The organism is Corynebacterium sp. HMSC071B10, from assembly GCF_001814825.1.
Classification (GTDB): Bacteria; Actinomycetota; Actinomycetes; order Mycobacteriales; family Mycobacteriaceae; genus Corynebacterium.
On record NZ_KV817976.1, the window covers coordinates 7,857 to 30,037 of the forward strand.

The window sequence follows — 22,181 nt, forward strand, 5'->3', positions numbered from 1 at the left end:
GGAATCGCGGTACCAACTACCCCGAATCGAAAATCTGACACCACTTACACCGTCTTGATCATTGCCGATGTGCTCTTGATAGGAACGCTGGCCTAGACCATTAGGCAGAAGTGGAAGAGGCGGTAAAGGCCTCGACGAAAACACCTCCGCCTCGAATACCCCGAAGCGCTGCGAGCCCATTGTGTGCGGAGGTTAGCGACGGCGTTCTAGCTTTGCCCCATCACTCCACACCATCGACGGCACTGACGTCGACGATCGGGGATTCCTCCTCTCCCTCAGGTGCGGCCAGGTGTACGCCCCACTCGAGGAAGCCCTCGCTGCCTTTGATGGCGGCGTGTGGCGAACCGACCGCAATGGCGACGCCGATCTCGCCCTTCGACCAGTCCGGCTTTGTGTAGGTGCCGAGCTTCTTGGCGAGTTTGACGTCCGCGGGGTCGCGGTCGTCGAAAAGGGTCAACAACACGGCAGCGCGTTTGTGGGCTTCCTCGCCTGTGACGTCGAATGGCTCGGCGTCTGGGGTGTAGTCCGCATTGACGTGTATACCGGCCTTGGCCATTGCTTCGATTTCTGGCTGCCGGTGGACCGAGATTGGATTGCCGGAGGCAATACTCTCGAGGACATAGGTGTCCTTCCTGTCCGTACCAGTGATGTCATTACGGTCTTCACGGCGTTTACGCACCACGAGGGGCACGTCGAAGGGAACGCCGGGGATGCTGACGGTTTCCGGAGTATTTCCCCGCTTTTTGTTCTTGGGAAGCAAGATGCCTACCTCAAGGAGGTCGGAGCGAGAGGGGTCAGCGTGGCGTCCCCGCCCCAGCAAACCGCGGAGGTACTCAACGAGGGGTTGGACGATGTTCTGCTTGTAATTGATGGACTCGTTCCAATTCATTGCGTCGAGGATCTGGATGAATTGCTGGGCAGGCATCGTGCCGCAGTAATAGTCCTTCACGCCATGGCGGTGGGTCACTTCATCTTTCCACATTCCTTCCTTGCGGTAGAAGGCAGCTGAGACTGAGGGCGAACTCATCGTCTTAAGCATGGGGATCGCGACATTTTCAAAGTTCTGGCGCAACGCTTCCTTCTGTTCCCGGACGGGGATGGAGTTGAATTCCACCGGGTGCGGTGCCGCTGCCTGCTTCATGATGTACGCGTTGAACATCTTCGAACTGCTCGTTGGTTTCAGGAACGGCAACGATTGCCGGACGAGCGGTGCAAGCTTCATTGGGGTGAGGCGAGGCGCATTGTCGTCGTCAAGCTCGGAGAACGCCTTGATGTTGTCACGGAAGACTTCTTCGTCGTGCATGGCGGCTTCAAACATTTCGACCAGGTCAGCAGGTGCGTACAGTCGGACGAGGTCTTGGTAGCCCTTGCGGAACCCGAACCAGCGTCCGGTTTGCATGAGCGTGTCTGCGCTGCCCGCTCTGCGACGGAAATAAGAGACGGTGAGCCCCTCGACGGTATAACCACGCGAGAGTTTCGTGCCGCCGACCAAGACCTTCCAGACCTTGCCAGCCTCGAAGTTCGGGGAGTCCTTGCCATCCGTGTCTACCTGCATCACCGGACCCGAACCATCGGTGACGCCGACCATCATCTCTGCGAACGCTTCATTGATGAACGGCAACAACTCTTCGTAGCGTTCGGGATACGGGTAGCCGGGGTTGTAGCGTTTCTCCTGCATTACAGGCAAGAGGTCGGCCTCGAAGAGCTGCTTCATCTCGGGAATCGGGCGGCCAAGGTTATAGCCACGCTCCCTCCACAGTTCACGAAGCATCTGTGCTGCGTCTTGGTGAATGGCAGTATCGACGCCCTCGTGGACCAGCATCGTGTGGTGTCGGAAGGAATACTTCGGGTCTTTCGCTTCACGATACTTCTTCAGGGCTCCGGTGAGAACGAACATATCCAGGGCTGTTTGGAGCTCGTCCCTCCGCGTTTCGTCATAAAAATCATCGCTCACTGAACTTTCGTCGATGAGATCACGGATGAACGCCTTACTCTGCGAGTTCTTAATCGTCGGGATTTCGCTCCCATCGGCGAAGTCTGCGCGGTCGTGGAACCAGCGCGCACCACGATACGCTGGCGGCTCCTGCAGCATCAGCACGAAGTGGTGCGGGTACAGGTCAACCGGGTCGTTGGGGTCAATGAACACGTTCGCGAATGGGGTAGCGGTGTAGCCGACATACTGTGCGCGAGGGCAGTTCTGCAGGATCTCCGTGATCTGCTCATTCACTGCTGTACGGTCGACTTCCTCTTTGCTCCCACGGCTCTTCTGTGGGCGGGTGTTAATCGACGCCTGGTCGGACTCATCGTCGATGACCAGCACTGGGAGGTTCTTAAACTCGGGGTCTGCACCAGCGGCACGGCGTAGATCTGAGTTGAAGTGGCGCAGAACGGTGGCATTCTTTTTCACCACAGCAACCAAGCACTTCATGTTCTCTAGGTTGGAAGGGTCATACATCGGCTTTGACTTGTCCGGACGCTCGATATCGATGGCGTTGGTGCCTTTACGCTGGTAGTCAATTTTCGACGTCGTGACGCGACGGATGCGCGGGAAGCCGGGCTCGCCGTAGCGTGGCCCATGACTCAGGAACGCACCACCACGATCGTTCCAGTCCCGCTCCCACTCCTCATCCTCGTTGAAGTAGGTCTCGTACTTCACCTCTTCCTTCGTAAGGTTTTCGTAATCCAAACCATCGAGCACTGCTTCCTTACCGCACAGCTCCTTATCCATTCGGCGCTGCGTCTGCTCGCGGAGGTTGTTCATCGTGCCGGCGAGGATGATGATGAAGCGGTACCCGGCGTCGATGGCCTTGGCGGCAAGCGCGGTGAAGTTTGCGGTCTTTCCCGACTGCACGTAGCCCACCACCAGGCCACGGGAAGACTGGTACTCGGCCTTCGTCGGGTCTGTGAGGCGACGAAGCACCTGTGTTGCTTGCTCGTCAACGGCGGCGATGGAGGCCGCATCCCAGTTATTGCGGGACAGGACGTACTTGTAGTCGGTCCAATAGTTCGCGTTCTTGGCAGCACGCTCGGGGGTGTACCAATCATCAAAAACCCGGTCAACGATCACCGAAGGCTCGGGCGATACGAGCAGCTCGTCGATCTCCTCCGAAAACGCGCTGAGCCCCAACTGTTCCAAAATCCATGCGATCCGCTCGGCGGAGTCCGGTGGAGTTGCAGTCTTCGGATCGAGCGTAGCCCCGTCAGCATTTGCGATCTCGGTGATGTAGGAGACGAGCGGCTGGGCGTCCGCATCCGAGCCCTTGCGCAGGTATTCGCGGAGCTGGTCGTCACTAAGCGGGGTTCCGGTGAGCACTTCGAACCCCTGTTGGATCGCGGGGCGGACGCGGAGGCTCCGCGAGTCGTACAGACGTGAAATCACGCTCTTGAGATCGTTGAAATCCATTATTCGCTCCTACTATTCGTTTCTGCTTGCGCTGCGGCGGTGAGAAGCGCATTCCACACTTCTACGTTCGCATTCGACTTTTTGGTTCGTTTTTGGATGGTGACGTCGTTAAAGAGAAGGTACAACAGCGTCTTGACAATCGGCGCGTCATTGAGCGAGCCTCTGCCAGGATTGATGAGTTTGCGGTACTTCGCGTTGATGTAGATGCAGTGGTTGGGCTGATCGATTTCGACGAAATCGTCGCCCGGAAGCTGCTTGTATTTGATGTCGATTGGGTCGGTGAAGCGGAGGCGCGCATGCTCCTCAACTGCACGTTTAACCTCCGGGGCGATGCCGACGCCCGCCTCTGAGATCTGATCGGCGTTGCCCGACTTCTGGTTGGACTCCCGGAGGACATCGCGCGCATCGGCGCAGACGTCATCGAACGTATATTTCGAGTCTTTGACGTCCCGGAGGGAATCGATGAACCTGTGGAAGCCTTCACTCAAGCGCACGGAGCGCTTCTGCGGGCTCACCATGAGGTACTCGTTGATCACTTGTGGGTCGTCGATAATGATTCGGAGCAGCTTCGTGTCTTTACTGTCGCGGCGGAAGCCGCTCCAGCCACCGCCGGTGAGGAGGCGGTCGGCGTCGTAAAAGTAGAAGCCCTGGTGACCCATCGCGTCCTTGCCCTCAAGGATGAACTCGTCCTTCACGGAACGGTTGGTCCAGATATGGGCGGTGACACCCGGGGCGCCCGGTTTTCCGCCGACGGTGAGTGTGCGCGGGTAGTCCTTGCGCGCTGAGCGGCTGTAGCCGACGGGGTTGATTGGTTTTACTGCAGGGTTCGGTGCCCAGTCGGCATCGTCCCAGCGGGTGAACATCGAGACGTTGAGGTCGCCGCGCTCGAGGAAGCGGTGGTAACGGATACCGATGTGGCGGCGTACCTTCTCTAACGTGCTGGAGAGGAAGCCGAGGCCTTGCGCTTCATCTTCGCCCCGGTAGACGTAGGTGAGGCTGTTCCACACGATGCTGGTTCCGTGCTTGAGAGTGAGCATGTCTGCGCGGAGGTTCCAGACGTCCATGATGGAGCGCTCGCCCAAGACGCCTGCGTCAAAGCTTCCTTTGCGCAGCTCGTAGCCAGCCGAGTGCTGGCCGCGTTGGCGGGACACCGCGGTGACGATCTCCGCGTTACTGAACGAGCCCTCCTTCATGCCCATCCCGTACCGGCCGATGTTCTTTTTGTTGCGTGCCTGGTGCCCGCCGAGGCGCAGGATCTCCTGCATCTGCTGCAGGGACATGCCGGTGCCGTCGTCGTGGATGCCGATCTGCACCAGGCGGAACCCGTCGACGTGGAAGTGCAGCACTACGTTTTCGGCGTGCGCATCGATGGCGTTATCGATCAGCTCATCAAGGCCCGTCACCAGGTCATGGTTCGCCCCGAGGGCGTGGTGGATTCCCTCGGTGGGTGGGAGGGCAACGACGTGTTCAATGTCGTTCGAGATCTCTCGGGAACTCATCCGTGAACTACCTCAGCCCCTCCACGATCCGGACCGTTTCCACAGCGACCCGCGTGACCTTACCAATCAGGTCCACGATGTAGCGCGGGTTTCCTACCTCATTGGACCAATCATTCGGATCGTTGATGATCCCGGACGCCTTGTCCTTTTTCACCTGGTAGCGATCAATCAACCACGCCAGCGCAGAGCGCGACCCCAGCATGTACTCGTCAGCCTCAGCCGGAATACCAGTAATGGTGACGCGCTTGTTGTAGATCAGCTTGGTCACATCGTTGACGTTTTTGCCCGTCACCGGGTCCTTCTTGCGCGCCCACTTCATCTTCAGAACACGCCAGGTCTCCGGATCGGACTTATCGCCCTTCACCGCGATATCCAGCGGATACGGCTCCACATCCTCGTAGCCGACGTGCAGGTCCATCAGTTCCTTGCCGGAACGCGCGAACTTGTCGAACTCCTCACGCGTTCCCGGCGTCTCAATGTGCGGCAGCATCTTCTTCAAATCCGCCGCGTACGCCTCCCGGTAGTTCGGGTCATGCAGCTTGCAGTAAACGAAGTGGAAAATATCGTCACCGGTCACATCCACACCCAGTGCGTCGCGGTAAAGCGCCTTGATCGCATCAGTGATGTTGTCCTTGCGCACATACCCCGCAACGACCTCGCCGACCTGCCCATATATCGAGGACTCACCCTCACTTATCGACGCCCCCTCGCCAAACAACCCACCATCCTCAGCATCCACGGGCTCCCAGGTGAAGCGGGAGAAGAACTGGCCAGCGTTTGAACCATAGAGAGCTAAGTCTGGAAGCAGCTTCGTTGCGAATACGGAAAATGGCTTCTCTGCACCGGGGTTCAGTACGTAGTAACCAGCATTGTGGTGCTGGGGCGTCGGGAACATCGACGGCAACTGATACTGCCTATCGACTAATTCTTTCGCGAAGTAATTACGCTGTTTGAAAAACGGGCGGTACAAGGAGGTGTACACACGGTCCGTATCAACCGCGATCTCTGTTCCGCGGGCTAACTCCTGCTTCAGGTTGACATTCCATGAACCTCGCGTGCTATCGACCAACTCAGGATGCTGCGCAAACAGCGCGTCGACACCCCGCTTGCTCTCCTCAAACCCTTCGTTTCGCAACACAGCCTGTGCCTGGTTGTAGTTTGTAACGTGAGCGCCGATATTTTCTACGAGTTGGGCGGTTGAAGAAGAATACGACCAGGCGTCCCGCGCAGTAGAAAGGCCACGCGAATGCTCTTCAAAGAATTTCGTCGAAGTGCCCTTCTTCTCACCAATGACCGGCCAAGTTGCGAACTTGTCATTGCGCTGGTTGAGCCAATCCCCTTCTTTATTGGGCTGAATTTGCTTCCAACTCAGTGAGTCGATGCTGTTGCGTGCTGCTAAGTCCAGCTTTTCTTCTCGCGTTGCTCCATTAGGAGTTTGTACGTAGTTCAGCGTAAATCCCGTTGCTTTAGGATTTTTAACACCGATGAGAATTGCCACGGTGGTCTGAGAACCAGAACCGAAAACCTGTCCGCCCTCTTCTCTCCAGTTCGAGCTGCGCATATTTCCGCGAAGGTTAAACACGTACAGATCGGAAAAGTCATCCTGCATTGAAAGACGCACACCGTCACTGGTGTTGCCATCGATCCATCCACCATTGGAAACGAAAGCGACGATGCCTTGCTCCCCAATCCGATCTGTCGCCCACCGGAACGCGCGCAAGTACGAGTCGTAGAGCGAGTTCTTATTCGTCGCCGTCGACTTTGCCGCATACGTCTCCGCAATACGTGCGTCCAGCGTCGGGTACTTCAGGTTCGCATTATTGTCATTCGCGTTCGTCTGACCTACCGAGTACGGCGGGTTGCCCACGATCACGTTGATCGGGGCTTTCTTCTGCCGCACGATACGCTCGTTGTTGTTCTTAAACACCGTCAGATCCAGAATGTCACCGTCCTCGTGAATCTGGAAGGTGTCGGCAAGTGCGATGCCTTCAAACGGTACGTACTCCGGTGCGGGCCGACCCTCACGCTGCGCTGCCTCAGCCTGCAAAGCGTTAAACGTCGTCTCGATATTCACCGCCGCCACGTAATAGGCCAGCAGCATGATCTCTGTTGCGTGCAGCTCATTCGCGTACTTACGCGCCAGGTCCTTCGGGTCGATCAACCCGGACTGCAGCAGGCGCACCATGAACGTGCCCGTGCCCGTGAACGGATCCAGGATATGCACGCTCTCGTCGGTCAAGCCGCGGCCGAAGTGTTGCTTCGACACGTCATCGGCAGCGCGCAGGATAAAGTCCACGATCTCCACCGGGGTATACACAATCCCAAGTTTGTCGGCGTCGCGCTTAAATCCCTTTTTGAAGAATCGCTCGTAGAGTTCCTTGATCACCTGCTGCTTACCAGAAGCACTCGTTACTTCAGAGGCTCGAACTCGCACTGAAGCGTAGAACTTCTCCAGCGAATCAGTTTCAGCATCCAGATCACTATCGTCGAGGGCGTCCACCATGCGCTGCATGACCTGGGAGACCGGGTTGTGGGCGGCGAAGTCGTGCTCGCTAAACAGGGCGTCAAACACCGGGGCGGTAATCAGATGTTGTGACAGCATGCTGATTGCCTCGTCCTCAGAGATCGAGTCGTTGAGGTTTCCGCGCAGGCCCTCGACGAATGTGTCGAACTCACCGCGCAGTGTCGCATCCGCGTTGTCGAGCAGTGCGCGGATGCGGGTGACCTGCGCCTTGGAGATGTCGGCGACGTCGTCGGCCCAATCCTCCCAGTAGGTGCGGGTGCCTACCTTGTCCACCAGCTTGGTGTAGATCGCCTCCTGCCACTGCTCAAGCGAGAACAGCGCGATCTGCTCCACAACGTTCGCGCTGTCGTCGTACGGCTGGGCGTCATTCCCGTCAAGCTCTTTGACCTTGTCTTTCGGCTTTGTCACGTGATCAACGTCAAGGGGGATCTCCGAAATATCACCCTCGTTGAAGTCAATCGAGTTTACCTTGGCGTTAAAGCGGTCATCGTGCGCACGCAACGCGTTGAGGATCTGCCACACAACCTTAAACCGCTGGTTATCGTTCAGTGCCTCTGACGGCGACACCCCCGGCGGTACAGCTACCGGCAAAATCACGTAGCCGTAGTCCTTCCCCTCCGACTTACGCATGACACGGCCAACGGACTGCACCACGTCCACCATTGAATTGCGCGGGTTAAAGAACACCACCGAGTCGAGGGCGGGGACATCGACGCCTTCGGACAGACACCGAGCATTCGTAAGCACACGAGTCTCGTTTGCCGGAATATCCGACTCGAGCCATGAAATCTTATTGCTCCGCTCCAGCGCATTCATACTGCCATCCACATGCTGCGCAGCAACTCCCAAGTCCACGTTGTGCAGCGAAACATCATTCAACACCGCGTGCTCCCGAAGCAGCTGCTGATGGGAAGACACCAACACCGGGAAACTCTCCGCAATCAACTTTGACGTCTTAATGTCCTTCGCGAACGCCACCGTGCGATGCATCGGCTCTGCATCCTCGTCAAAGCCGCCCTTCTTGCCCTGCAAACCCCCCGAACGCTTCGCCAAACCATTCCACGCGCCGATCATCGCAGAGGCCGTCGTCAAGTTCATGCCCTCATGCGTGCGCAACGCCATCGCCTCAGCCGCGACATCCTCATCCACCGTCATCACAAGCACGCGATAATCCGTGAGCAACCCCTTCTCGACGGCCTCCCCGAACCCCAAACGGTGCAACTCAGGGCCATACACAGCCTCATCATCCATCGATGCCAACTCCGCCGAATGCTGCACCGCCTTATCCTTCACACTTTCGTCGAACAAGCGCGGCGTCGCCGTCATATACAAACGCTTCGACGCACGAATGAACTCCGGATCATGCACCTTCACAAAGTTCGACTCGTCCTCGCCGGCCAGCGTCACGCCCGTCGTGCGGTGTGCCTCATCGCAAATAATAAGGTCGAAGTCCTCCAACCCCTGCTGCTGCGCATCATGCACCGCCTGAATCGACTGATACGTAGAAAACACCACATTCAGCGCCTTGGCACGCTTCCCCCGCTGATACCGCGCCGCAATATCCGCCCCAGAAGTAGACACCTGCACTTCCAAATCATGAGCCGCGATATCCTCAGCCTGCTTCCCCACCTTGCTGTCAGAGCACACCGCGAACGCCTTCAAGTCAATCGTCGCCTGCGCCGTCCACTCCTTCATTGATTGCGACAACAACGCAATCGACGGCACCAAAAACAGCACCCGCGCCTTACCGTTATTCTGCTGCACAACACGCTCCGCCAAACGCAACGCCGTAAATGTCTTACCAGTCCCGCACGCCATAATCAGCTTCCCGCGATCGTGCGTCTTAAAGCCCTCAAGCGTCTTCTCAATCGCTATCGCCTGATGCGGACGCGGCTCAAAGGTCTCTCGGCGCGTCAAATGCACCTCAATCTCCGAACCAGGGAACACTACATCCCAATTCACTGGAGAATGCTGAATATCCGAAAACCCAATACGGTTCACGGGAATCTGCTGATTCCGCAACGCCTCCTCAGCATGACTCGACCATAAATCCGTCGTGGAAATAATGTAACGCTGAGCAAAAAACTCAACGCCCTTTTTCGTAGTAAACGAACGCCCCGACGCCTCAAAAAACGAATCCAGCTGCCCCTTCTGAATATGCGTCGTAGGCAGGTAAAACTTACACTGAATAGCCACCCACCGGCCGTCCTCCACCCGGCGCGCAACCAGATCAATCCCCGTATCCGCCTTGCCGCCATTAAACGGCCAATCACCCCAGCGGTACACCTGATCAAACTCCGGGGCCAACGTCGGATCCGCTCGGAAGAAATTCACCATCAACTTCTCAAACGCAAGCCCATACTTGCCCTGTGGCTGATTCTCACGAAGCTGATCAAGAACGTCGCTAAAGGTTGCCATAAGGAATAACCTGCCAAATCTGAACGGGAACATGGGAACAAGGTGGACGGCCTGGGAGCAGAGCCCGTGGGGCGAAGTCCGTGGGTGAAGTCCAGGTTTTAATCTAGCCGGTTTGGTGGGGAGATATAGGCTTCGCGCGAAGAGTCGAGATTTTGTGTGAACAGAATTGCGGGTGGGGCGGAGCTGGCGTCGATAAGCTCTGGTCGAAACCTTGAGGAGCAGCAACCCCGATCACCCCGAATTTCTGGCAATTCACTGATAGTAGAAAACACACCGACTGTCCCTGAAGAGAAGAAACTTTCACCGGAAGGCATCGCAGGAGTCGTCCTCGGGGTGCTTGCTGTAGTGGGTGGCATCGCCGTTGCGCTACTGCCGCAACTCCGCGAAGCGCTCAACCTCAAGTTTTAAGGTCGCTGAGCTCCGTTCCGAGGGTTCCGCTTGCCTCGGGTGCATCATGGTTTTCGCATGCTCTTTCCCTCCCAGACAAGCCTTTGCCTGTGCGGAATAGCACATTGGCTGAGGGTCGGAACGAAGAAGTACGAAGGAGGGGTTCCCCGTTACCGGGTGCGTACCAGCTAAAAGGGCATCGATGCGCTGCGAAGACATCGGCAGAGGGAACTCGAGGAAGACGTCGACATCCATCAGCCCAGCAGCCGCTAGGTCCTCCGCCAGTACCGGGAGGCTGTTCCGCCAGGATCTTTGCTCAGCTGCGGCAGACCTCGGTAGTGAACTATCTAGCTGAGTCGAAAGTAGCTGTTCCACGAGGCTTTCCGGGTCAGATGCAGCGGTGATGAACTCCCCGCTCTTCATCTGCAGAGCAGACAATACAGCCTCCAAGCACACTAAAAAGTGCGATGTGGAGGCATTTCAGCGGACAAAGCCTGAGTAAGGTATGCCGAAGCCTGTCGGGATCGCGTTACCGCACCCATCCTAACAACCAGGATCGGTGTGAATCGAGGTTTCAGCTTCGCTGTTTTCTGTCCGTCAGACCGCGAGAGAAGTCTGAGTGCGAATTTGGTTGCGATTTTGATTACGCTTTTGGTTTATATTTTGAAGAATCGCACTCAGAATCGTTCACACAGTGTGCACACAGCCCTTCTACCTGCGGGTTTGGATTGCGATTTTGGTTTATATTTTGGTTTATATTTTGAGTTATACTTCTTGGCGTGAGCGAAACCGCTATCAAAACCACCATCAACACTCTGCGAGACATCGGCAACGACACATACAAGATCGAAGCAAAAGACGCCTCGCACGGCCTGCCCAAGAGCATTGATGAAACCCTCTCCGCGTTTGGGAACATGCCAGAGGGTGGCGTCATCCTGCTCGGCGTGGCAGAGGAGGACGGCAGCTTCCCCGTGACCGGAATTTCCAACCCAAAGACCATAGAGAGCCAACTGGCCAATAAAGCACGCCAGAAGATTGTGCCTCCCCTCCATCTCGGCGCTATCGAGACCGCAACAATTGATGGCAAGACTGTGCTGCAGTGCATCGTTCCTCCACAACCTTCGGACCGGAAGCCGTTCCGAGTTGGGACAGGCGGCCCCGCCTACATCCGATCCGGGGATGGTGACTACGAGCTCGACCCAAACGAGGAGCAGCTCCTTGTTTCACAACGCGGAGTACCAAAGCACGACCGAGCACCAGTGGAGGGTGCCAGTGTCGAACGAGACCTCGACCCGGACCTGCTTGAGCAGTACCTGGCGCAGGAACGCTCGCAGTCCAGTAGGCTCGCCCAACTCCCGCGCGAGGACCAGCTGATCCGCACCAACGTCGTTGCACCCGAGACAGGGGAGCCCACGGTGGCAGCAATCTATGCCCTCGGAATTCACCCGCAACAGTTTTTGCCGCTCAACGTCAAAGCACACGTCACCCGCGGTCCGAATGATCCAAAAGCGATGCGAATGCGGGACAGAGAGGAGTTCACCGGGCCGGTCCCCGATTTGCTCGAAGCGGTAGTCGAGTGGGTCACCGACCACCTGCAAACAACCACCATCTTTACTGATGGCCACGGAAAAGACGTGCCGGAGCTTCCCACACTGGCTATTCGAGAGATCGTAGCCAACGCGCTTGTTCACCGTGACCTGTCTCCGGCCAGCATGCTTGCCTACACGCAAGTAGTGAAGCACGCAGACAAGCTCATCGTGGTCAACCCTGGCGGGTTGTGGGGGTTGACCGAAAGCAAACTTGGTAACACCGGACCTCGGGCGCGCAACCCGGTGTTGTACCGCATGTGCACTGCGGTAAAGACACCGAAGGGCCACCGCGTTATTGAGGCAAGCGCAACTGGCATTCCCGCAGTACGTGAGGCACTTCATGATGCCTTCCTTCCCGCTCCCTACTTCAAAGACAGGGTCATCGACTTCCAAGCGATCCTGACCTCTTCGACCATGCTTTCCGAAGAAGATCTCGCTTGGGCCACGAATCTTCCGGGCGGGGAAGTGTTTTCCACGGCGCAGCGCCATGCGCTCATCCGAATGCGCAACGGTGAAACGCTTACTAATGCGTCCTACCGCCAAGAATTTCCAATGGACTCCACACAAGCACGCGCCGAGTTGCAGCAGCTCGTGGAATTTGGCCTGGCCTCCACGAGCGGTCAAGCGGGCGGCACCGTCTACTCGTTCCGCCAGGAGGACACACCTGCTCCAGCAACACCCGAGTCAGCAGCTCCAAAGCCTGCACAGCCGCAGGCCCGCGTCTACCTGCGGAGTGAAGAAAAGGTCGCCTTGATCCGCGAAGCACTCCAAGATGCTGGGCAGCCGCTGACCAAGCGCGAAATCTCCGAACGCACCGGTATGAGTTACGGGCAAATAAACCCGACGCTGAAGGCGATGGAGCAACAGGGCACCATCGTGTTCACGGAAAAGCAGTGGAACGCGAGGAACCAGCGTTACGCGCTGAGCGGTGAACGGGGTGAGTAGGCACAGGACAACGCGGCGTCGATAAGCAAAAAGCCCCTAGTCCTTGCGACCGATGACGCCCTGGCGGCGCAGGCGGGAAAAGAGCACCGCGCCGATCGCCAGCACGATGACCAGGGAAACCCAGAACTCGGTGTGGCTGTCCTCGGCGCGCGGCCACAGGTCGATCAGACCCGGCACCGCGAGCGCGAGACCGGCGATCGCGATGTTGATGCTCAGGGCCTCGCGGCGCTCCTGATCCTCCGCCTCGCGGCGGCGCTCCTGGCGCTCCTGCTCCTTCTCGCGCTCCTCCTTCTCCTGCGCCTTCTGGCGGCGCACGGTATCCAGCGCCACCTGGATCGAGTCGGCCTGCGTGGCATAAATGTCCTTGCGAAGCTCCAGCTCAGAGACGATTTCATCGAAATTATCGCGGGTGCCGGTGGCGAGCAGCATGTGACGCAGCACCGCGGTGTCGACGGGGCGGCCGCTGACGGACTCGTACCAGAGGTGGTCGCGGAACACGACGAGCTCGGTCTGCAGCGCCTCGAAGTTGCGCAGGCTGCGGCGCAGGGTTGACGACGCTTTCTGGATGTCGTCGTCGCTCCACTCGTCCTTCAGGCGCAGCTGGTCGATCTCCGTGGAGCCGAAGGTCATCGCGCGCAGCTGCTTGGCCATCTGAGCGAGGTACTTGTCGGCGCGGCGGACGAGGATGGCGAGGTCGACAAGCCGGGTGCCGGTGTGGATCCAGAAGAAATTGTTGGCGTTCTCGATCGGCGCGCGGCGCACCACGGCCAGGCCGTTTTCGTCCGAGTGGACGGTCCAGTCGCGGAACAGCTGCACGCGCGAGGCGTCGAGCGAGTGCTGGTCAAGGGCGGTGAGCTCCGGCTGGAAGAGATCGGCGCGGGTGGCGAGGAACCACGCCCAGGCGTCGTGAACCGTCCACGGGCCTAAGTCCTGCTCACCGGGCTGCTGCATGCGCTGCGGCAGCTCGAGGCCCTCGCGCGCGGGGATCGCGGTAATCGTCGTGTACGGATTGCCCGCGGTGGGGCCGTCCTTCTCCTGCGCCCACCTCAAGCCGCCGCCGTTTCCGAAAGCCAGGCTGGTGTTACCGATTGTCTCGCCGAAGCGTGCGAGCAACAGGCTCAAGAGGTTTTCCTTGCGGACCACGGTGATGCGGGTGGGGTTTGGGGTGTGCTCGGGCAGCAGCGGGACCCTATTGCGGTTGCGGAACAGCGACTTGGAAATCGCCTCGAGTGCGGCGCTCGAGCAGTGCTCCGCGACGACGTGGAAGACCAGGAAGTCGTTCTGGAAGGTGGTGTTGGTGGCGTTTTCTGCGTCCTCTGTGTCCTCTGTGCTCTCGGTGCCGATTCTGCGCAGCCCCGGGCCCGTGTACTGCAGGTGCTCCACGCACGCCAGCGAGATCCGCGCGTGCGGATTGTGCAGCTCGCGGCCCTGGAAACGCTCCAGGTTCCGCGTGCTGCCGCCAACCGCCGCGAGCACCTCTAGGTCGTCCACAAGCACGAACTCGGCGCCTGGGCGGACTTGCTGGCGGGGGTCTTCCGGCGGCGTCTTCCTGTTTTCCGAGGTGATGTCCGGACGGAAGAGCAGGCGGCGGGCGCGCACGCTGGTTTTGTGGCGCGTGTGCTTGGGCGAACACTCTGACGCGCCGCCGACCGCGTCGACGGCCTTTGCGCCCACGGACTCATCCAGCGGCGAGCGGAAGCGGGAGTTCGCGCCTTTGAGGAAGACGCGCGGGGTGTAGTGGTAGGCGGCTTTGTCGAGGAGGTGGGAAGGGATGTCGGTGGCTCGTCGATAAGCAGCGGCCTCGGCGTCCCACACTGGGACCTCGATCGACTTGATCCCGCGGAAGCGGCCCGGGGCCCATTCGGTGTCATCCATGTTGGCCAGGGCGTCCGGGAACACCGGCAGGATCACCGCGAAGTGGGCGAGGCGCCAGTCGGGCAGGCCCTCGCGCGTGACGGTAAAGCCGTTCGGCAGCGGGAACTTCGTGCCCTGGAAGCTGTAGGCGTCGCTGTTTTGGACATCGTTGGCCTGCTCCGGGGTCAACGAAGCGGTGTCGTTCTTCGCCATGGGGTCCTTCTTCGGCGTGTGTCGGGCTTGCTCACGATGATGGTACGACAGCGCGGGCGTGCAGGTACGGTGATTGCCTAATTTTTGGCCGCTGAACTGGCGGTTTGCGCTCTATCTAAAAATGTTTTTGCGCTGAGGTAGACATCAACTGCAAAGCGTGTCATACTTCTTCCTGCGAACCTTCTCGCCCACGGCCCAACCCCCCCGAGGCCGGAAGAGCGCTCACCACCCCCCCATTTAGAGCGCGAGAGGCGAGAAGGTTCCGCCTATTTTTCCGGGAAGTCTGCGGCGCCGCTTAGAAGGAACTGGAGCCGCCGGAGCCAGAGAACCCGGAGCTAAAGCCCGAATTCGTCCCGTTGCCGGAGCTCGGACTGTTGTCGGTCGCGTCCCAGACGCGCAGCTCGCGGTAGCTGACATAGCCGGGGTAGCGGTAGTCCGGCTCCCACAGGCGCGGTGCCGTGTAGTCGTCAACGCCGTCGCGCGCGGTGAACTGGCGGGCTTGCAGGGCCTCCATGGTGAGGCGGTAGTCGCCAAGCACGCGGACAAAGGTGTCCATGAAGGCCGGGTCCTGCGGGTTGGCCGCAAGCGCGTCGAGACGTTGGATGATCTTTTCGACACCCTCGGCGAGCTCCGCGTCGTCGGCCTTGGCTGCGGCGGTGTGGGCGTGTGTGGCGTCCTCGCGCAGCTCGGCCAGGTGCGCTTTGCGCACGTCGACGTCGCCGTGCTCCATGCGGTAGAGCTGGTCGATGTGCTCCTCGGCGCGCTGGGCATCTTCGAGGGTCTGCGCGGTGTACTCGCGCGTCAGCAGGTCCTTGTTGCACCTTGCCTCCCCAATGCGCTGCTTGCGCTTCTCGACGCGACGCACCGGCACCGCACCAATCGCCAGCACAGCCGCGAACACGCCCAGACCGACCGGCAGCGGGAGGAACGCGCGCAGGAAGCGCACATCGCCGACCTTGTAGTCGTAGACGAGCTCGGGATCGGTGGCGTGGCGCCAGCGGGGGCCGGAGGTATCCAGCTCGAATTGTCTGCTCGACATGGAAGAAATATGGCAAAGGAAAAGCCCGGCGTCTCGTGTTCTAGACGTCGGGCCCTGCCTCGATAATCTCCGGTATCAGCTTACAAAAGTGTCACCCCTTTACCTAGCGAGATAAGTAAATTGATTTGTCTCGCATACTTTGCAGTGGCTCACATGATGCGCGTCCGGGCCTCAACCCCGATGACCGGCGGAAGTATTGAACAATCACTTACATGGTGGTCAGAGGTTGTTTCTGAGCACGAATAGATATGACGAAAGCCGGCGCCCGGCCGGAGCGGCTTATAGAGTTGTCACTTTCCGAAAGAGCACAGCCCCCGTAACGTGGTGCATATCACACGCGATGGGGTGCTGTGGGGGTAGAAGCAAGGGGATAGAAGGGCGTTACAGGCCTGCCTAGAACAGCTCGATAATCGACACACCGACAGCCAGCACACCGACGATAAAGACGAAGATGGTGTCGGGGCGGAAAGCATAGTGGCGGAACGCGGTGGCCTTCAGCGCCAGCAGGGCGGGCAGGATGAACAGCAGGAACGCCATAAAGATGCCGCCGACCACGGAAATCAGATCCAGGATCGAGGGATTGGCGACCGCGGCGAGAATGGCGGTGACGAAGACGAAGGCGAGCACGAGGCGTCGAGTAGCGCGCGGGTTCAGCTTGGCCGCAGTGCGCGGCGCGGCGACCCGGACGAGATAGCTGGTGCCCTCCTCGGTGCCCAGCAGGTGGCCGAAGTAGGAAGTGATGATCGCGCAGATGGCGATGACCGGACTGACCCACGCAAGGAACGGCGTCTGGGTCTCGTTGGCCAGGTAAGACAGGACCGGGATGTTCTGCTCGCGGGCTGCGTCCATGCCGTCGGCACCCAGCGCGAGCGCGCAGGACCAGACGAAGAACATGGTGAAGACCACCAGCATCGCTGCGGCGGCCAGCTCGATGCGCGAGACCGCACGCTCTGTCTCAGCGACGTTGCCGTTGTGGCGCTTCTGCATATCCAGCGCGAGCTGCGACAGGGCGGCGATGTGACTGAAGGAGAAGACCAGCACCGGCATCACCAAAATGATGGCCTGCCAGAGGGGAGTGTCGGACTCGTAGCTGCGGAAGCTGGCCAGGTCCCACTTGGGGATGAGGTAGATCGAGACCGCGGCGAGCGCCACGACCAGCGGGTAGACCAGCACGTTGGCCAGCCAGAGCGTGATCTTCATGCCCATCGCGTACGCGCCGGTGAGCAGGGTGACGCAGATCGTTGCCAGCAGCCAGCGGTTGATCTCGGGCCCGCCTAGCTGGTTGACGATGAAACTGTCCATCGTGTTGGTAATAGAGATCGCGTAGATCAACACCACCGGGTAGATGGCCAACCAGTACATCACCGCGGTGGCGAGGCCGCGCTTGCGGCCGGTCAGCGCAGTGACGACTTGGAGGACGTCGAGACCCTTCTCCGGGGAGGCCGCCACGATGCGGGCGTACGCGCGGTGGGAGAAGTACACCATCGGGCCGATGATCAGCGTGGCCAGTACAAGCGGCCAAAAACCGAAACTGCCCGCGTTGATCGGCAGGAAGAGGATGCCCGCGCCAACGCCGGTGCCGAAGAGCGCGATCACCCAAGAGAGGAACGTGCCGTCCGGCTTGTCCCCGGCGCGCTGCTCCTTGATCTGCTCCATATCCGCTTCCGAGAGGTTCTCGGTCTGGAACTCGGCGCGGCCGAGCTCAAGGTGTTCCTCGCTGTACTGCTCCGGTAACTCCCCGGCGCGCGGGGCTCCCGGGGTATGTGATGTGGACATCAATCCCTGCCTTTCTTTGTGGTGCGCCACACACTAACACGGCCTAATGATTTCTTACAGTCGCCTAAGAAACCTAATGGTCTAGGCGTGTGTAGGGGGCGGCGAGGCGTACCCCCTCCCTGGGGCGGGGTCGGTCCAAATGGAGCTAGCTCCATTTGGGGTTTGCGGCAGGATGCGACCTGGGGTTTTGGTGGCGGGGGTGGTCTAAATGGAGCTAGCTCCGTTTGGGGATTCCGGTTTGGTGCGACCTGGGGTTTTGCAGGCGGGGTCGGTGCAAATGGAGCTAGCTCCGTTTGGATCCGTTCAGAACGGACCGCCAGAACCGCCGGTCACACGCCGCCAGGCACAGACGCCCCAGTACCGCCTCGACGAGAGGCCCAAGCAATCAACGGCACCCGCGAGCCAGCGCCAACGAACCTATCGTCCGAGGTAGAAGCGGAGCTCAGCGATCTGTAATCGGCGCAGGGTTCTCCACCGCCCCGCCACCGACATCAGGATCGTCCCTATACTGGCCCCCATGAATCGCACGTTGATTGTCACCGAGCAAGGCCCCGAGGTCGTCGAGACGCAGCCCGAGTTTGCGGGCGAGGGCGACACGCTGATCACCCTCAGCCACTCCTCGCTCAACTACAAGGACGCCATGGCGCTCGACGGCAACCGCGGCATCCTGCGGCACCTGCCCACCGTGCCCGGCATCGATGCAGTCGGCACGCTTGCCGACGGCACGCTCGTCACCGTCAACGGCCGCGGCATCGGCGAGCGCCGTCACGGCGGCTACACCCCCGAAATGCGCATCGACGAATCCGAGATCACCCGCGTCCCCGCACGCTTCAGCGCACAGGAGGCGGCCGCTATCGGTACCGCCGGCTACACCGCAGCGCTGTCGGTGGCCGGCTTCGAGCGCGCGTTGTACGAGGACGCTGCTGACGGCCCCGTCCTGGTCACCGGTGCCACCGGCGGCGTCGGCTCGATCGCGGTGCAGTTGCTCGCGGCGCGGGGGTTTGAGGTGTGGGCGGTGACGGGTCGCGTCGATAAGCATGGCCCTTGGCTGCGCGAGCTCGGGGCGAGCGAGGTGCTCGACCGCGCCGAGTTTGCCGAGCCCGGCAAGCCGCTGCAGAAGGCGCGCCTGGGCGGCGTGGTGGACACCGTCGGCTCGACCGTGCTGGCCAACGCGCTCACGCAGCTGCGTTGGGGCGGCGTCGCCACCGCGTGCGGCATGGCCGCCGGCAACGACCTGCCCGCGAGCGTCCTGCCGTTCATCCTGCGCGGTGTGCAGCTTGTCGGTATCAACTCCGTCGATACGCCGCTGCCGCTTCGCGACGCCGCGTGGCAGCTCCTCGACGAATCCCTCGACATCGACGCGATCCGCACCGAGACCGTCGGCCTCGACGGAGTCGTGGAGGCGGGCCAGCGCGTGCTGGCCGGCGAGCACGCCGGGCGCACCGTGGTGGAGCTGTAGTCACGGGTTCCTGTCTTAGGCGAACATCTGCCAGATGGCCACGCCCATAATGACGATGCCCAGGATGAACACACCCCAGGTCTCCGGCGTGTTGGCAAAACGCCGGTAATCCTTGGCGTAGCGGAACAGCAGCATCGGCACGATGTAGACCAAAAACGTGATGAAGATGCCGCCGACCACCGAGATTAAGTCCAGGATGGAAGGGTTAACAATGCCTGCGGCCACGGTGGTGACGAAGACGAAAACGTAAATGCTCCAGCGCAGCTTTCTTGGGTCCAGGCGCTCGGCAACACCCGGCGCGACGGCGCGCACGAGGTAGGTAGTTCCCTCCTCGGCGCCCATGACGTGGCCGAAGTACGACGAGGCAATCGCACACAGGGCAACGATCGGCGAAAGGACGGCCAAAAACGGAGTCTGGGTCTCGTTAGCCAGATAGGACAGCACGGGAATGTTCTGCTCGCGCGCCGCCTCCATACCGTCAGCGCCAAGCGCGAGCGTGCACGACCACACGAAGAACATGGTGAACACCACGAGCAGGCCGACGGTGATCGCCTCAATCTTCGACACAGTCCGCTCAGCAGCCGTGACATCGCCGCCCTCACGCTTTTGCACGTCGAGCGCAAACTGGGACACTGCCGGCATGTGGTTGAAGGAGAACACGAACACCGGCAAAATCAGCAGCATCGCCTTCCAGAACGGAGTACCCGACTCGTAGGAACGGAAGCTGGCCACATCCCACTGGGGGATGAGGTAGAACGACACTGCGGCCAGCGCAATGATGAGCGGATAGACCAGCGCGTTGGCAAAAGCGAGCGTCGCCTTCTTCCCCAACGCGTACGCGCCCGTGAGCACACCCACGCACACCGTGGCCATTAGCCAGCGCGGCACATGCGGGCCGTGGAGTTGGTTGACCACGAAACTGTCCATGGTGTTGGTCACGCTCACGCCGTAGATCAGCACGATCGGGTAAATGGACAACCAGTACATCAGACCCGTCATCAGCCCGCGGTTGCGCCCAGCCAACGCCGTGACGACCTGCAGCACGTCCAGCCCCTTCTTCGGCGACGCGGCGACGATGCGCGCGTAGGTGCGGTGCGAGAAAAACACCATCGGGGTGATAAGCAGTGTAATTACAAGGAGCGGGAAGAAACCGAAGCTGCCGGCGTCGATAGGCAAAAAGAGGATGCCCGCCCCGACGGCAGTACCGAACAGTGTGATCGCCCAAGACAGGGTGCCGCCGTCGGGGACGGTGCCGGAGCTGTGCTCCGCGATCTGCCGCTTATCTGCCTCCGTGAGGTGTTCCATATTGAATTCGCGTGCGCTCGTGGGCAAGGGCTGCCTCCGTGAAACTTGCGTTGTGTGGGACACGGGGAGTCTAAAGCAGGAGTGTTGCAATCGTCACATCGTCGCACCGATGTCGGGTGGTGGCACGACACCCCCTAGAAGGAGCTCGACCCGCCCGCGCCGGAGAACCCGCTGCTAAACGACGTATTCACGCCCGAGCTCGACGACGAGGACTGCGCCGCCTGCTCCGCCTCCACGTTGGAGGAGTGCCAGGAGGCCATCGCCACGTAAGGCACGTAGCCGGAGTACACGTAGCCCGGGTCCGTCAGGCGCGGGGTGTGCAGCTCGTTGTGCTCCTTGACGTCGCTGAACTCGCGGCGCTTCACGGTGTCCAGCAGCACCCGGTAGTCGCCGAGCACGCGGACGAAGGTGTCCAAAAACTCCGGCGAATCCGGGTTCTGGTCCAGCCAGTCCACCCGCTCCTGCAGCTGCGCAAGACCCTGCTTGAGCTCGTTGTCCTTGACCTCGGAGCGGGCGCGGACGATGTCTTCGCGGATGTCGGTGAGCAGGTTGCGGCGCGCGGCACCGTCGCCCTGCTCCACCGCAAAGAGCCGGTTGATGTTGTCCTCGGCGTGGCTGGCGTCCTCGAAGGTCTGCGCCGCGTCGCGAAGGTTGTCGGCGCTCTCGTAGGCCTGCTGGTCGGTGGCCACGCTGTTGCTCTGGGTCGCGTCGTGCAGACGCAGGAAGCGGTCACGCACCTCCGACCACTGCTGGCGCATCTCCGCGTTGGCAAAGGCTGAGGACACCGAGTTGGCGCGCACGTCCAGCTCGTCGAGGCGCTGGCTCAAGCCGGTGTACTCGCTGGCCAGGAGGGCGTGGTCTGCGCGGGCCTGGTTGATCTTCTTGCGGCGCTTGTCCCGCATGGTCGCCGCGATACTGCCACCGATCAGGGCCGCACCCGACGGGATCCCGCCACCCGCGATAGCGAGGCCGATGCGACCGCCCTCTGCGTCATCCGCGCCCCACTGCTGGACCGCGTCCGTGTCCATGGCCAGGTTCGCCACGGCGAAGGCAGCCGCCGGCAGGTTATCGTCGCGCAGCCCCGGCTTCATCTCCTCCAGCACCTCGCTGAGGCGCTGGCCCTTGCGGATCTTGAGCTGGTCGGCGACGTCCTCGCCAGCGAAGACGAAGTTGTTGCGCGACTGCATGTCGGTGCCGAGGATGAGTACGCCGTCTGCGAACTTGTCGTTGCCAATCTGCTCCGGGTAGTTATCGCGCAGGAAGTTCTCCGCCGAGTCGTTCACGTTCTCACGGCCCTCGGCCAAGAAGAGGTAGTGGATGGTCTGCACCGTGTCCGGGTGGGGGAGGCGCTCCGCGTCGCGCTCCATCCGCTGCTCCTCCTCGGCGCTGAGGATGTCCTGCGGGTCCGAGATCATCAGCTGCGCGGCGTGTTCCTGGGTGGACACCGCGAACTCGGAGGCGTCCGGGACATCGGCCAGGGCGTAGCCGGCTGCGCCGCCGCCGACGGCGAGCAGCGCCGACGCGCCAATCACTGCCGCCCAGTCCTTTGCGGCGGAGCCCTTCGCGGGCTGCTGGGCGGTGTTGCTTACGCGTGTTCCGTCGGGGGTCGAAGCCATGGGTCAAGGATAGCGGGGGAGGGGGTGGGGGTGAAGGCTACAACGTAGCCCCTAGAACGTAGCCTTTCGAGTAAACCCGTTCTCAGCAGCGACCGATACGGCGCTCCACTCGAAAGACTACGTTTTGGAGGCTACGCACTAGGGGCTACGTTCT

The 22,181-nt window shown here is 60.5% G+C and carries 10 protein-coding genes; 2 read left to right on the plus strand and 8 right to left on the minus strand.

Annotation, left to right across the window (positions count from 1 at the left end; all coding sequences use genetic code 11):
* Positions 1 to 220: 220 nt before the first annotated feature.
* The 3 genes from HMPREF2990_RS01595 to HMPREF2990_RS01605 are packed head-to-tail and all read right to left on the minus strand — an operon-like array spanning position 221 to position 9,844.
* Positions 221 to 3,403: a Z1 domain-containing protein gene (locus HMPREF2990_RS01595; RefSeq protein ID WP_070762377.1), complete on the minus strand. Its 3,183-nt coding sequence runs from the start codon at positions 3,401 to 3,403 to the stop codon at positions 221 to 223.
* Positions 3,403 to 4,902, minus strand: a complete 1,500-nt coding sequence (locus HMPREF2990_RS01600) for an ATP-binding protein (protein ID WP_070762378.1) — start codon at positions 4,900 to 4,902, stop codon at positions 3,403 to 3,405. Before HMPREF2990_RS01600 ends, HMPREF2990_RS01595 begins: the two co-directional genes overlap by 1 nt.
* A gap of 7 nt (positions 4,903 to 4,909) precedes the next feature.
* Positions 4,910 to 9,844: a DEAD/DEAH box helicase gene (locus HMPREF2990_RS01605; protein ID WP_070762379.1), complete on the minus strand. Its 4,935-nt coding sequence runs from the start codon at positions 9,842 to 9,844 to the stop codon at positions 4,910 to 4,912.
* Positions 9,845 to 11,010: 1,166 nt separating this feature from the next.
* Here HMPREF2990_RS01605 and HMPREF2990_RS01615 point away from each other — a divergent pair.
* On the plus strand, positions 11,011 to 12,765 hold the full coding sequence (locus tag HMPREF2990_RS01615; protein WP_070762383.1) for an ATP-binding protein: 1,755 nt from the start codon (positions 11,011 to 11,013) through the stop codon (positions 12,763 to 12,765).
* Positions 12,766 to 12,801: 36 nt separating this feature from the next.
* On the opposite strand, the gene HMPREF2990_RS01620 is transcribed toward HMPREF2990_RS01615, so the two are convergent.
* The 3 genes from HMPREF2990_RS01620 to HMPREF2990_RS01630 all read right to left on the minus strand — a co-directional run bounded on the left by HMPREF2990_RS01620 (position 12,802) and on the right by HMPREF2990_RS01630 (position 17,647).
* A complete protein-coding gene (locus tag HMPREF2990_RS01620) occupies positions 12,802 to 14,832 on the minus strand; it encodes a hypothetical protein (protein WP_070762385.1) in 2,031 nt (676 codons plus the stop codon).
* 295 nt (positions 14,833 to 15,127) lie between these two features.
* The gene (locus HMPREF2990_RS01625; RefSeq protein WP_070762387.1) at positions 15,128 to 15,871 is read right to left on the minus strand and encodes a hypothetical protein; all 744 of its coding nucleotides are present in this window, start codon (positions 15,869 to 15,871) and stop codon (positions 15,128 to 15,130) included.
* Between the two features lie 393 nt (positions 15,872 to 16,264).
* Entirely contained in the window at positions 16,265 to 17,647 is a 1,383-nt protein-coding gene (locus HMPREF2990_RS01630; protein ID WP_070762389.1) for an amino acid permease, read from the minus strand.
* 517 nt (positions 17,648 to 18,164) lie between these two features.
* On the opposite strand from HMPREF2990_RS01630, the gene HMPREF2990_RS01635 reads away from it, so the two are divergent.
* Entirely contained in the window at positions 18,165 to 19,106 is a 942-nt protein-coding gene (locus HMPREF2990_RS01635; protein WP_070762391.1) for an acrylyl-CoA reductase family protein, read from the plus strand.
* A gap of 15 nt (positions 19,107 to 19,121) precedes the next feature.
* On the opposite strand, the gene HMPREF2990_RS01640 is transcribed toward HMPREF2990_RS01635, so the two are convergent.
* Positions 19,122 to 20,438, minus strand: coding sequence for an amino acid permease (locus tag HMPREF2990_RS01640; RefSeq protein ID WP_246817391.1), 1,317 nt, complete (start codon positions 20,436 to 20,438; stop codon positions 19,122 to 19,124).
* Between the two features lie 107 nt (positions 20,439 to 20,545).
* On the minus strand, positions 20,546 to 22,027 hold the full coding sequence (locus HMPREF2990_RS01645; RefSeq protein ID WP_141757757.1) for a DUF5129 domain-containing protein: 1,482 nt from the start codon (positions 22,025 to 22,027) through the stop codon (positions 20,546 to 20,548).
* Positions 22,028 to 22,181: the final 154 nt, after the last annotated feature.

Coding starts and splice junctions, on each gene's coding strand:
- HMPREF2990_RS01595 (WP_070762377.1), bottom strand. CDS start 3,403: ATGGATTTCAACGATCTCAAGAGCGTGATTTCACGTCTGTACGACTCG.
- HMPREF2990_RS01600 (WP_070762378.1), bottom strand. CDS start 4,902: ATGAGTTCCCGAGAGATCTCGAACGACATTGAACACGTCGTTGCCCTC.
- HMPREF2990_RS01605 (WP_070762379.1), bottom strand. CDS start 9,844: ATGGCAACCTTTAGCGACGTTCTTGATCAGCTTCGTGAGAATCAGCCA.
- HMPREF2990_RS01620 (WP_070762385.1), bottom strand. CDS start 14,832: ATGGCGAAGAACGACACCGCTTCGTTGACCCCGGAGCAGGCCAACGAT.
- HMPREF2990_RS01625 (WP_070762387.1), bottom strand. CDS start 15,871: ATGTCGAGCAGACAATTCGAGCTGGATACCTCCGGCCCCCGCTGGCGC.
- HMPREF2990_RS01630 (WP_070762389.1), bottom strand. CDS start 17,647: ATGTCCACATCACATACCCCGGGAGCCCCGCGCGCCGGGGAGTTACCG.
- HMPREF2990_RS01635 (WP_070762391.1), top strand. CDS start 18,165: ATGAATCGCACGTTGATTGTCACCGAGCAAGGCCCCGAGGTCGTCGAG.
- HMPREF2990_RS01645 (WP_141757757.1), bottom strand. CDS start 22,027: ATGGCTTCGACCCCCGACGGAACACGCGTAAGCAACACCGCCCAGCAG.